Origin of the sequence: Ruicaihuangia caeni (genome assembly GCF_029952955.1) — a bacterium.
Taxonomy (GTDB): Bacteria; Actinomycetota; Actinomycetes; order Actinomycetales; family Microbacteriaceae; genus Ruicaihuangia; species Ruicaihuangia caeni.
Genome location: NZ_JASATX010000006.1, coordinates 45,368 through 58,385, shown reverse-complemented (window position 1 = coordinate 58,385; position 13,018 = coordinate 45,368). Strand labels below are relative to the sequence as shown.

9 protein-coding genes are annotated in these 13,018 nt (G+C 67.5%); 2 read left to right on the top strand and 7 right to left on the bottom strand.

Annotation, left to right across the window (positions count from 1 at the left end; translation table 11 throughout):
- Positions 1-3: 3 nt before the first annotated feature.
- The 4 genes from QF206_RS11815 to QF206_RS11800 form a co-directional block, all read right to left on the bottom strand.
- Entirely contained in the window at positions 4-489 is a 486-nt protein-coding gene (locus QF206_RS11815) for a hypothetical protein (protein WP_281489442.1), read from the bottom strand.
- A gap of 100 nt (positions 490-589) precedes the next feature.
- The gene (typA, locus tag QF206_RS11810; RefSeq protein WP_281489441.1) at positions 590-2,497 is read right to left on the bottom strand and encodes a translational GTPase TypA; all 1,908 of its coding nucleotides are present in this window, start codon (positions 2,495-2,497) and stop codon (positions 590-592) included.
- 55 nt (positions 2,498-2,552) lie between these two features.
- A complete protein-coding gene (locus QF206_RS11805) occupies positions 2,553-4,502 on the bottom strand; it encodes an ABC transporter substrate-binding protein (RefSeq protein ID WP_281489440.1) in 1,950 nt (649 codons plus the stop codon).
- A 98-nt stretch (positions 4,503-4,600) separates the two neighbouring features.
- On the bottom strand, positions 4,601-6,409 hold the full coding sequence (locus QF206_RS11800) for a dipeptide ABC transporter ATP-binding protein (RefSeq protein WP_281489439.1): 1,809 nt from the start codon (positions 6,407-6,409) through the stop codon (positions 4,601-4,603).
- 47 nt (positions 6,410-6,456) lie between these two features.
- Here QF206_RS11800 and QF206_RS11795 point away from each other — a divergent pair, with 47 nt between their 5' ends.
- On the top strand, positions 6,457-7,116 hold the full coding sequence (locus QF206_RS11795) for a PH domain-containing protein (RefSeq protein WP_281489438.1): 660 nt from the start codon (positions 6,457-6,459) through the stop codon (positions 7,114-7,116).
- A gap of 26 nt (positions 7,117-7,142) precedes the next feature.
- Here QF206_RS11795 and QF206_RS11790 read toward each other — a convergent pair whose 3' ends face one another.
- From QF206_RS11790 to QF206_RS11780, 3 genes are all read right to left on the bottom strand, one after another.
- Positions 7,143-8,285 (bottom strand): ABC transporter permease, encoded by a 1,143-nt coding sequence (locus QF206_RS11790; protein ID WP_281489475.1) that lies wholly within the window; start codon positions 8,283-8,285, stop codon positions 7,143-7,145.
- A 61-nt stretch (positions 8,286-8,346) separates the two neighbouring features.
- Entirely contained in the window at positions 8,347-9,885 is a 1,539-nt protein-coding gene (locus QF206_RS11785) for an ABC transporter permease (RefSeq protein WP_281489437.1), read from the bottom strand.
- Positions 9,886-10,086: 201 nt separating this feature from the next.
- On the bottom strand, positions 10,087-11,952 hold the full coding sequence (locus QF206_RS11780; RefSeq protein ID WP_281489436.1) for an ABC transporter family substrate-binding protein: 1,866 nt from the start codon (positions 11,950-11,952) through the stop codon (positions 10,087-10,089).
- Between the two features lie 252 nt (positions 11,953-12,204).
- On the opposite strand from QF206_RS11780, the gene QF206_RS11775 reads away from it, so the two are divergent.
- Complete coding sequence (locus tag QF206_RS11775; protein ID WP_281489435.1) at positions 12,205-13,017, top strand: CPBP family intramembrane glutamic endopeptidase; 813 nt, start codon at positions 12,205-12,207, stop codon at positions 13,015-13,017.
- Position 13,018 lies beyond the last annotated feature (1 nt).

Here is a 13,018-nt window from a genome sequence, read left to right as displayed (position 1 = left end):
GCGTTACTGTCCTGTGCCCTCGGAGACCACGTACACGGATTCCGTCCCGCCGCTGCTGTCGGCCACCGTCAGCAGCACGGTGTACGTGCCGTCGCCGAAGATGCCGGAGGCGTCGTTGGGCGCCTCAGTCACGAACGTCTCCTCGAAGCCGGCACCCTTCAGCGCCTCCCTCGCCTGGGCGAACACTGTCGGCACATCGCCCTGGGGCCGCAGGGTGACCGTCCAGGTCGTCGAGCCGCCGGTGGTGATGGAGGCTCCGTCAGAGACCGAACCATCAGGCAGCGGCACGGCGGTCGGCCAGTCAGAGGGCACTGACGAGCCGTCGCCCGTCACATCGACCTCGACGCCCGTGGCGCCCTTGATCGCTTCCTCCACCCCTCGCTCGACGATGGCGTCGACAGGGTTCTGGAAGCACCCCGCGAGCGCGGGGGCGAGCAGCACGGCGAGCGCGACGGCAGCAACGGCGCTGCGCGGACGGTGACGTGACAAGACAACTCCTCGGTGACATGCCGCCGCGGTTCGGTCGGCCAGGAAACTGCGGTCGCCGCTGGGGCGATCCGCTCGAATCATAGCGACGGATGCCGCAGCGTCACGCCTCCTGGCGCTTCGCGCGCGACGTTGCACGCGCACGGGCCGTCGCGTCGAGCTCGACCTTGCGGATGCGGATCTTCTCGGGGGTCACCTCGACGCACTCGTCCTCACGCGCGAACTCGAGGCATTCCTCGAGCGAGAGCTGGCGCGGAGGCGTGAGCTTCTCGAGCTCGTCAGCGGTCGACGAGCGCATGTTGGTGAGCTTCTTCTCCTTGGTGATGTTGACGTCCATGTCTTCGCCGCGCGAGTTCTCGCCGACGACCATGCCCTCGTAGACCTCCTCGGTGGGGTTCACGAAGAAGGTCATGCGCTCCTGCAGCGCCATCATCGCGAACGGTGTCGCCACGCCGGCGCGGTCGGCCACGATCGAGCCGTTGTTGCGCGTCGTGATCGTGCCCGCCCATGGACCGTAGCCGTGCGAGATGGCGTTCGCGATACCGGTTCCCCGGGTGATGGTCATGAATTCGCTACGGAAGCCGATCAGGCCTCGCGAGGGCACGATGAACTCCATGCGCACCCAACCGGTGCCATGGTTGGCCATGCCCTCCATCCGGCCCTTGCGGGCCGCCAGCAGCTGGGTGATCGCCCCGAGGTGCTCTTCGGGGGCATCGATCGTGAGGTGCTCGAAGGGCTCGTGCACCCGGCCGTCGACGGTCTTCGTCACGACCTGGGGCTTGCCGACCGTGAGCTCGAAGCCCTCGCGCCGCATCTGCTCGACGAGGATCGCGAGCGCGAGTTCCCCGCGGCCCTGCACCTCCCAGGCATCCGGCCGGCCGACGTCGACGATGCGGAGCGACACGTTGCCGATGAGCTCACGGTCGAGACGGTCCTTCACCATGCGCGCGGTGAGCTTGTGACCCTTCACCTTGCCCATGAGGGGCGAGGTGTTCGTGCCGATCGTCATCGAGATGGCGGGGTCATCGACCGTGATGCTCGGCAGGGGCCGCACGTCGTCGGCGTCCGCGAGGGTCTCGCCGATGGTGATGTCCTCGATACCGGCCACGGCGACGATCTCGCCCGGGCCCGCGCTCTCGGCGGGGTAGCGGTCGAGCGCCTGCGTCTTCAGCAGTTCGGTGATGCGAACGTTCGCGACGTCGCCGTTGTGCCGCACCCACGCGACGGTCTGGCCCTTGCGGATGGTGCCATTGAACACCCGCAGCAGGGCGAGGCGGCCGAGGAACGGCGAGGAGTCGAGGTTCGTCACCCAGGCTTGCAGCGGGTGCTCATCGTCGTAGGTGGGCGCAGGGATGTGCTCGAGGATGGCGCCGAACAGCGGTTCGAGATCGTCGCTCGCCGGCAGCGACCCGTCTGCGGGCCGCTCGGTGCTCGCCCGCCCTGCCTTGCCCGAGGCGTAGACCACGGGCACGTCGAGCACCGCATCGAGGTCGAGGTCGGGGTGGTCTTCGGCGATGTCGCTCGCGAGGCCGAGGAGCAGGTCGGTGGCCTCACCGACGACCGCGTCGATGCGCGCGTCGGGGCGGTCGGTCTTGTTGACGACGAGGATCACGGGCAGCTTCGCCTCGAGCGCCTTGCGCAGCACGAAACGGGTCTGGGGCAGCGGTCCCTCGCTGGAGTCGACGAGCAGCACGACGCCGTCGACCATGCTGAGGCCTCGCTCGACCTCACCGCCGAAGTCGGCGTGGCCCGGCGTGTCGATCACGTTGATGGTGATCGGATCGCCGCCCGAGTGCTCGCCGCGGTAGGTGATCGCCGTGTTCTTGGCGAGGATGGTGATGCCCTTCTCGCGCTCGAGGTCGCCCGAGTCCATCACCCGATCGTCGACAGCGGCGTGAGCGTCGAATGAGTTGGTCTGCCGGAGCATTGCGTCGACAAGGGTCGTCTTGCCGTGGTCGACGTGGGCGACGATCGCGACATTGCGCAGATCTGAGCGGGTGGCGATTGCCATGCGAGGGTGTCCTCAAGATCGGGGAAAGCGGCGGGGATGCCCGCGATCTGCGATTTTATCGTGCCGAGCCGGGCATCCACTGCCAGGCGTTCCAGAGCAGCCCCTGCGGCAGCGGCGAGGGCGTCACGCCACTCACGGCATCCGTCTGCGCGACCAGCGCCGGATACTGGTAGAGCGGCACACCGTAGGCGTCGTCCCAGAGGCGCTCGTCGATGGCTACCAGCAGGTCGCGCCGGTCGCCGTCGTCGGTCGCCGCATGCAGTTCCCCGAGCAGGCGGTCGACCTCGTCGTCGGCGTAGTACGAGAAGTTGCTGGCGCCCTCGGTGGAATGCAATCGCGTGCTGAGCCCGGTGACGCCGGGGTTCGTCGCACGCCAGCCGAAGAGCGCCGCATCCCACACGCCCGGGTCGCCGATCACCTCGATCCAGTCAGGGTCGGAGCAGTCGGTGACTCGGATGCCGGCCGGCGACAGCGTCGCACGCACATGCTCGAACTCCGCTGATCGGCGCGGGTTCGCAGGGTCGAACAGCACGCACAGCTCCGGGTCGACGATGCCGGCATCCGCGAGTTCGCGCTTCACCCGGGAGGCCTTCTGGGGCTCTGGACGCGCCTCTGCGGTGCCGTCCACAGCGGCGTCGTATCCTCGCTGACCCGGCGCGAGCACGAACGAGTCGCGATGCACGGCGCCCGGTGGCGCACCGGAGTCCTTCGCGTCGAGCAAGGATTTCGACGACAACAGCGACAGGATCGCGCGCCGCAGTTCGGGACGCTCGATGTCACCGTTGCGGCTCTTGGCGAATCGGAAGTCGAGGTGCTCGAACATTCCATCGAGCCCCGTCACGACCTCCACGCCGTCGAGGGCGTCGAGCGCGTCGAGGATCTCGCGGCTCGGGGCTGGGGCGATGACGTCGACCTCGCCGGCGCCGAGCGCGTGCACCGATTCGAGCGGATCGCCCGCGGCGCGCAATTCGATGGTCTCGACACCGGGGCGACGGTCACCCCGGTACTCGCGATTCGCCACCAGGGTCGCCACGCCGCCGGAAACCGACGACACGCGATACGGGCCGCTCGAGACGAAGATCGGATCCGCATCCGAGGTGCCGCCATCGCCGCGCAGATCGAACCCGGTGTTCCAGGCGCGCGCGATGGAGGCGAGCTCCGCGGAGGCGTCGTCGGTACCGCGCTCCCCCGCGACGTCATCGTCGGATGCGTCGGATGCGTCGGACGCGCCGGACGCGTCGGAGTCATCGGCGGGCGGCTCGGCGACAGCGGGCGCAGCGACGGCGAGGATCGCGTCTGCCACGCGCTGCGCGGCCGCTGCAGCGGCATCCGTCGTCGCGATCTCGGCATCGAGCGCAAGGTGCGCGACCACGTGCGCCGGAACGCTCGGCGCGAGAGCGAACTCCCAATCGGCGAAGGGCTCGTCCCAGATGAGGGTGAACGCCCTGTCATCGTCGTCGACCAGTTGCGGAGTGCGCGAGGCCTGCCGCAGCGGCGAGTTCGGCGCTGGATCGAAGAACACCGCGTCATCCTCGAGGCCGGGCAGTGGCTCGCCGCTCTCGGAATCGATGGCGTCGGCACGGTCGAGGCCCCGCTCGTTGACCGCACCGGAGTTGGCGGCCCACTCGAGCAGAAGGTCGGCGGCGGTCACTGGAACGCCATCGGACCATGTCGCCCGCTCATCGAGCACGTAGCGCACGGCGAAGGGGTCATCGGAGACGATCTCCATCCGGCCGAACGACTCGTCCCGCTCGATCGTCCCGTCGGGCAGCGCGATGGCGAAGGCACCGCCGGTGGCCGCTGCGACCGCGAGGTTCGCGGGCGTGGACCCGTGCCCGGTGCCGGCGTTGACGGAGCTGAGCCTGTCGGGCAGCTCGACCACGACCGTCGAGCCGTCGACGAGACGCTCCTGCGGCGTGCATCCCACCAGCGCGGCCACCGCGATCAAGAATGAAGCCGCCCCGGCGGCCGCCCGACGAGCGGCGCCGGTTCGTCGCTGCGTCATTCCTTGATGCTCCGTCGATCGCTTGCCGTCATCGCCGCCGTCTGCCGGCCCTGCAGGGACCGGCCCGGGGCTCAGCGCGCTCAGCCCGCTCAGCGCGCTCAGCCCGCGGCGCGCTCCTCGCGCCGCTTCCGCTGCTCGATCGGGTCGGGCAGCGGTACCGCGGAGATGAGCCGGCGCGTGTAGTCCTCGCGAGGGCTCCGAAGAATCTGGTCCTTGGTGCCCTGCTCCACAATCTTGCCACGGTGCATGACGAGGATCCTGTCAGCCAGCAGGTCGACGACCCCGAGGTCGTGACTGATGAAGAGGCAGGCGAAGCCGAGTTCCTGCTGCAGCTCCTGCAAGAGCTCCAGCACTCGCGCCTGCACGGATACATCGAGCGCGGACGTCGGTTCGTCGGCCACGAGCAGCGCCGGATGCAGCGCCAGCCCGCGTGCGATGCCGACCCGCTGACGCTGCCCGCCCGACAGCTCGTGCGGGTACCGGTTGCGGAACGACCTCGGCAGCTCGACCTGGTCGAGCAGCTCTTCGACCCTCGCGCTCATCTGGGCGCGTGAGAACTCTCCGCTGAGCAGGAGCGGTTCGGCGATGCTCTCACCGATCGGGAACCGCGGGTTGAGCGACGAGCCAGGGTCTTGGAACACGATGCCGATCGAGCGGCGCACGGCGCGCAACTGCTTCGCGGTGGCGCCGGTCATGCTCTGGCCGCCGATCGTCAGCGTCCCCTCCACGATCGGGAGCAGCCCCACGAGCGCCCGTCCGATGGTGGTCTTGCCTGAGCCAGACTCCCCCACGACCCCGAGCACCTCTCGGGGTCGCATCTCGAAGCTCACATCATCGACCGCACGGAACGCAGGCACCCGGCCGAGCTTGGGGTATTCGATAGAGATGTTCTGGGCGACCAGGAACGGCTCCGGCCTGCGCCTCGCTGCTTCGAGCACGGGCGCGTCGCCGAGTTCGCTCACCTGCGCGGGGGCTGCCGCGCCGCCGGAGACCTCCTCGACGCTGACTGCCATGCCGGCGGCAGTGGCGGCACCCGTACCAGGCGCGGTGAGCGCTTCGGCTGTGCCGGCGCCCGCGCTCGCGCCAATCGCCCCCTGGCCCAGATGCGGCACCGAGGCGAGCAACTGCTGGGTGTACGGATGCTGCGGGTTGCGGAACACCTCGACGATGTCGCCGCGCTCGACCGTCTTCCCGTCCTTCATGACGATCACCCGGTCGGCGAGGTCTGCCACGACGCCCATGTCGTGGGTGATGAGGATGATGGCGCTGTTCAACCTGCGATGGAGGTTGCGCAGCAGGTCGAGGATCTCGGCCTGGACCGTGACGTCGAGTGCGGTGGTCGGCTCATCGGCGACGAGCAGCGTTGGGTCGCAGGAGATCGACTGCGCGATCATGGCGCGCTGTCGCTGACCGCCCGAGAGCTGATGCGGGTAGGAGTCGTAGGCCTTCTGCGGGTCGGGCATCTCGACGAGACCCAGCAGTTCGAGCGCGCGCGTGCGGGCCTGCGCCTTGGTCATGCCCGGGTTGTGGGTCTGCAGTGCCTCCACGATCTGGTACCCGACCCGATACACCGGGTTCAGGGCCGTCATGGGCTCCTGGAAGATGACGGCGATCTTGTCGCCCCGGATCTTCCGAAGGCGCGGCGCTGGTGCTCCGATCAGCTCTTCGCCCTCGAGCTTGACGCTGCCGCTGGCCCGCCCGTTGTCTGGCAGCAGGCCGAGCAGCGCCATCGAGCTGGTCGACTTGCCGGAGCCCGATTCACCGACGATCGCAAGCACTTCGCCGGGGTTCAGCGTGTACGTGATGTCTTCGGCCGCCGGGATCCACTGCCCATCGACCCAGAACTCGACGTCGAGGTCGCGCACCTCGAGGATCGGTGTGTCGCTCGTCACCGCGGTTGCGTTCACGTCGTCTTTCGCCCTTCAGCCATGGGGGTTGCCTTCGCCTGTTCCGGATGCCGCCCGCTGCCGTCGCGTGGGAGCATGGAGGCATGCAGCAGGGGCGAACGGACGGGGATCGCGTCACGATCGTCTCGCGCGTGGGGCGGGTGATCGCGATCGCGGTCATCGCGTTGGTCGCGGTCGGCGCGGTGGGCATCGTGATCGGCAGCGGCGAGGAACTGTGGAACATCGTGCCGTTGGCGTTCCTCGGAGTGCTCGCCTGGGCGGCGTTCTGGGCCCCGAGCATCACGGTCGACGATCAGGGGCTGACGGTGCGCAATGTACTGCGCACGGAGGTCGTGCCGTGGGGTGCGCTCACGGATGTCGAGACGCAATACGCGCTCACGCTCGTGACTGCCGAACGGCGCGTGAGCGTGTGGTCGGCTCCCGCGCCGGGCCTGCTCGGGGCGATCAGCACCAACCGCGGCGAGCTCCGCCACCTGCCGAAGTCGAGCTACCGCGGCGACTCGGTGCGACCTGCCGACGCACCGCGCTCCGATTCGGGGCACGCCGCGCTCGTGGTCCGCCGCCGCTGGGAGCGACTGCTCGAGACGGATGCCGACGGCATCCGCGACTCGACCGCTCTCACCGAGCACTCCACTCGTTGGCACGCCGGAACGGCGGTGGCGCTGGTCGTGCTTCTGATCGCGAGCGTCATCGTGCTTGCGCTCTAGCCGCCATTGCGTCGCCGAGGCGGGCGTCACTGCGTGTCTTTCTTGGGTCGGGTCACCGGATCGGCGACCGGCTTGTCGGTGATGCTGGTACCGACCGCCGTGCCGGTGCCGCCCGCGATGCTGGTGCGGCCCAGGCCGAAGAACCGCCGGCGGTTGCGGCGCGGGATGCGCTTCTGACGCGGGTCGAACGCGTCGCGCAGTCCGTCGCCGACGAAGTTGATGCACAGGGCGATCACCACGATGAAGAGGCCCGGCCACCAGAAGAGCCAAGGCCTCGTGCGGAAGGCCTCCTTGTACTCGGAGATGATCTGCCCGAGCGAGACATCGGGCGCTTGGATGCCGAATCCGAGGTAGCTGAGCGACGTCTCGATGAGGATCGCGGCACTCATCAGGAGCGTGGCGTTGACGATGATGACGCCGACCGCGTTCGGGAGGATGTGCTTGAAGATGATGCGGGTCGAACTCGCCCCCGCCACCCGCGCGGCGTCGACGAACTCGCGCTCGCGGAGTCCGAGGAACTCGCCTCGCACGAGCCTGGCCATGCCGGGCCACGAGATGATGCCGAGGAACAGCCCCAGGACGATGGCGTTGCCGCCGAAGATGCGCCCCAGGATCGCGCCGAGCACGATGATCGGCACGATGATGACCACGTCGGTGAAGCGCATCAGGATCGAGTCGACCCACCCGCGGAAGAAGCCCGAGACGGCTCCGATCACGATGCCGAAGACCGTCGACACGATGCCGACGATGAACATCACCGTGAGCGATTGCTGCATGCCGCGCATCACGCGGGCGAAGATGTCTTTCCCGAGGGTGTCCTGCCCGAAGGGGAACTCGCCGAAGTTGAATGGCAGCACCCAGGTCGGGGCACCGCCCGGGTTCAGCTGCCCGTAGGTCGTGTACCAGTCCTTGTCCCACCAGCCCGGCACGCGCCAGCCATTGGGCGCGAGGATGCCTTCTGCGTTGACGGCGAGCCGCCCTGTGCCGCCGATGACGGTGCCGACGGAGCTGAACGAGAACACGATCAGGATGATCAGCACCGCGAGCGCGATCATGGCCGCGCGGTGGCGGAAGAAGCGGCGGCGGATGATGGCGCCCTGGCTGAGGCCGGCGGTCTGGCGCTGCTCGATGGTGAGTTCGCGCTCCTCGACGCCGAGTTCGCCCGGCATGGCGCCGGTCGCGCCCGTTCCTGCGCCGAGAGGGGTTTGCGTGCGGTCGGTTCTGGCCATGTCAGCTCACCCGGATCCGTGGGTCGAGGGCCGCATACACGATGTCGGCGAGGATGTTGAAGATGACGGCGACCACGCCGGTGAGCAGGAAGAAGCCCATCACCAGGTTCACGTCGGTGTGGTCGAGCCCTTGGACGAAGAGCTGCCCCATGCCCTGCCACGCGAAGACCTCTTCGGTGATGACCGCGCCGCCGATGAGCGCTCCGATGTCGAGCGCGACGATGGTCGCGATGGGGATCATCGCGTTGCGGAATGCGTGGCGCATGATCACCGTGCGCTCGGTGAGCCCCTTGGCGCGCGCCGTGCGCACATAGTCGAGGTTCATGACCTCGAGCAGGCTCGAACGGGCGTACCGCGTGTAGGCCGCGAACGAGATGAGCGTCAGCGCGATGGTCGGCAGCAGGAGGTGCGCGAAGCTGTCGAGCATCTGGAACCAGATGTCGCCGCGCAGACCCGGCGTGGTCGCGCCGATCGTGGCGATGATGCCGTTCTTGAGGGGGATGCGCTGCGTGTAGTCGGGGAACACGAGCAGCACCCGGTCGACCACAACGACGAGGTAGGTCAGCACTGAGACGATCGCGGCCGTGCGCGCGAGCTCGCGCTTGTCGTCGCGACCGAAGACCATGCCCGAGAGCACGCCGATGCCGATCGCGACGATCGCGAGCACCAGGAGCACCCAGTACTGCGGCACGTAGAAGAAGAGGAACTGCAGCGGCTGCCAGAGCGCAGCCCAGACGACCACGGTGGCGCCCGCCGCCATGAGCGCGCGACGATTCTTCAGACCGGTCGACAGCAGGCTCACCACCACGGTGATGGCGGCGCCCGTGATGAGGATGCCGATGATCCCGACGGTCGGTCGTTGGAACCATCCGGTGAGCACGAGGACCAGCAGGATGCCGACGCTCGCCACCGCGCCGATGCCGAACGAGAGCAGCCGCGTTCGCGAGGGGCCGCCCACGATGCTCATGAGGGTGACGCCGAATATGAGACCCACGATGGCGTAGCCCCACCATGGAATCGCGGGATTCGCCATGAAGTCGTTGAACCGTATGGCGCCGAACTCCTTGAGGAGCACGGCGACCCAGAACACGGGGAGCGAGTAGAGCACGAAGGTGAAGAACGTGACCGTGTAGTCGAATCCGCTGTACTGGCGGAGCGCGGTGATCATGCCGACCGCCACGCCGAACACGATCGCGACGATCGTCGAGACAGTGATCAGCTGAATGGTGGAGCCGGCGGCCGAGGCGAGCGCCTCGGTGACCGGCTGGTTGCCCCTGATGTACGACTGGCCGAGGTCGCACTGGCCGATGAGGCACTTCGCTGCCCCGCCGAGCCAGTACACGTACCGCACGATCGACGGCTCGTTCAGGTTCAGCATCTCGATGCGCTGATCGATCAGCTCCTGCCGGTTCGGCGCTTTGCTGCCCTTCAGATCGGCAAGCGGATCGCCGTAGTTGGCCGTCAGGTTGTACACCACGAATGACGCCGCTACGAGCACCAGCACGGTGGCCAGCAGCCGCCTCACCACGAATGACAGCACACGACACCTCTCGGTCGTTCGGCGAACCTCGTTGTCGCCGCAGAGTATCAAGGGCCCGGCTGCAGGAGCGTCCGCGCCGCGCCGGGTCAGCGTCGCGTCGACGGAATCACACGTCGACGCTCACGCACGCGGGGGTCCCGGAATCGATTCCGGAACCCCCGCGGGTGGAACGCACGGGGCGGGCGCCCCGTGCGCCTGGGGTTACTCGCCGGCCTTGGTCGGCGTCCACTCCCAGAAGTTCCACAGGTACGTCGGGCTCAGCGGCATAGCCGATACGCCCTCGACGTTGGCGCTCCACACGAGCAGACCCGGGAACTGGAAGATCGTCAGGCCGTAGGCGTCGCCCCACAGCGCCTGCTCGATCTTGATCTGCGCCGCGAGCTGGTCCTCGGGCTCGGTGAGCGTCTCGAGCTCCTTGAGCCCCTCATCGACCGCCGGGTTCGAGTACCCGTTGTAGTTGCCGCCCTTGAGCAGCGGGTCGGTGTAGGTGCCGAAGATCTGGTCGGATCCGGAGATCGCCAGGCTCTCCGACTGCCACGCGAAGATCGCGACGTCGTGCGGGTTGATCGCGTGGATCGACGGGTCGGTGAACTCCCAGTTCGGCTCACTGTCGTCGATGACGTTGAAGCCCGCGAGGGCAGCCGATGCTGCGATGAGCTCGAACTCCTGGCCACGGCGGACGTTGCCCTCCGGGTACCAGAACTTCACGTCGATCGGCGTGGTGACGCCGGCCTCTGCGAGCAGCGACTTGGCCTTCTCGATGTCGACCTCGGCGTAGGTCGCGGAGCCGTTCTCCTCGACCATCTTGTCGTAGCCCTCGACACCCGGGATGATCATCTGCGAGTTGCGGACCTCGGCCTCAGGGTCGAGCGGCTTGATGATCTTGTCGACGATTTCCTGACGCGGCACGGTCAGCAGGAACGCCTCGCGCACCTTCTGGGCCTTGTCCTTGTCGCCGCCGTACGTAGCCGGGTCGAAGGGACCGCCGTTGTTGAAGGTCAGGTCGAGGTGCTCGTACGAGGCCTCCTGGCGCTGCTCGATCTGCGCGCCGTCGATGCCCTTGGCGATCTCGAGGGTGTCAGCGGTCGGCTGACCGGTCCACACATCGAGCTCACCGTTCTGCAGCGCCTGCAGAGCCGCGGTCGAGTCGGCGATCGTGCGGATCGTGATCTTCTCGAAGTGCGGCGACGGGCCCCAGGTGAACAGGGGGTTCGCGGCGAGGGTGATGTAGTCGTCCTCAGCGATCTCGTCGATCACGTAGGGACCGTTCGACAGGAACTTCGCCGGGTTGTCGGGCATCGTCGTGTAGGCGTAGTCCTCGTTCCAAGCCTTGGCGAGGGCACCGATCGTCGCGGTGTCGCCGTCCTGGATCGCGGTCACGACGGCATCCGTGGCGTCCTCGGCGAATGCCTTGGCGGCGTCGCTGTACGACTTGAAGTCGTCTTCCTCGCCGGATGCCGAGTAGGCGTCCCAAGCGGACTGGACGTCGGCGTACTCCTCCGGGAAGGCGAGCGCGTAGGTGCCGTGCGCAGAGACGCCGACATCGAAGGCGAGCTCCCAGTCGACGAAGGGCTCGTCATAGACGAGGGTGATGCCACGATCGGAGATCTCCGGGATCTCCGTCACCAGGCTCAGTCCGGAGGTGGTGGCGGGCGCGAATGCGACATCCGATTCGACATTGCCCGACATCGCCGCCCACTGCAGCAGGAGGTCGGCACCGCTCACGGGAACGCCGTCGGACCAGACCACGCCTTCGTTGATCTCGTACTCGACGGTCAGCGGGTCATCGCTGGTCTTCTCGTACGTTCCGAAATCGGTGTTCCGGACGACCTTCGGCTCGTCGTCGTAGTAGTAGAACATGGTGTCGACCATGTACTTGACGTTGCCGTTCGCGGTGTTGTTGCCGGCGCCACTGTCATCGTTGAAGTGGAAGAAGCTCTCGTTGTAGGCGATGGTGATCTCGGTGCCTTCGACGACCTCGGACTCATACGGCTGCGTGCAGCCGCTGAGGACGAGAGCTCCAGCGGCGACGACGACCCCCGCCGTCGCGATGCGCGTGAATCTCAATTTTCCTCCTGTGCAGGTATGCACGCGCATTGCACTATCGCGCCGCTGCGTGCTCGGCTCCGACCCTAGACAGATCGGACCACCAACGCCACACCGTATGACTCAAACGTTATGGAGTGGAAACCGATTCAGGAATTTTGTGCGCTGCCACCGCGAATCCCTGTGAGAATCGCCGAGTTCTGCACGAATCGTGCAGAACCATTACCAATGGCGCATGGAAGCATCACGTCGCGGCCCCGTAGCATCAAAGCGATGAAAGAACGCTCGCGGCACGGCATCCGCGCTTTCGCGGCCGACACCACAGCATCCAGCCGACGACGGATCTGGGCCGAGCTGCTGATCGTGCTGGGCCTCTCACTCGGCGCCTCGGCGGTATATGCCGTGGTGTCGATCGCCTACCGGCTCACGCTGCCGACACCGCTGTCGGGGCAGACGGCCACGATCAACCGCTCGCTGAGCGATCGCGAAGTCTTCGACCTCATCTACCAGGTGCTCGGCATCGTCTTCGACCTCGTGCCGGTCGCGCTCGTCGTGCTGCTGCTCTGGTCATCGACGCGACCGCGGCTCGGCCGACTGGGCATCGATCCGCGCCATCCGATGCGGGACTCCATCAGCGGTGCGGGGCTCGCACTCGCCATCGGCGTGCCGGGATTGTTCGTGTATCTGGGCGGCAAGGCGCTCGGGCTCACGACGACCGTGGTTCCCACCGCGCTGGATCAGCACTGGTGGACGGTGCCGGTGCTGGTGCTTGCCGCTGTGAAGGCGGGCGTGGTCGAGGAGGTGATCGCGATCGGGTACCTCTTCGCCCGATTGCGGGATCTCGGCTGGGGCTCGTGGGCGATCGTGTTCACGAGCGCGACGCTCAGGGCGACGTACCACGTGTACCAGGGCTTCGGCGCCTTCATCGGCAACTTCGCCATGGGACTGCTCTTCGGGTGGCTCTACCAGCGCACCGGGCGGCTGCTGCCGTTCGTGATCGCCCATGTGCTGCTCGATGCCGCGATCTTCATCGGCTATCCGTGGGCCGCCGCGACCTTCCCCGACCTGTTCGGTCTTCCTTCCTGAC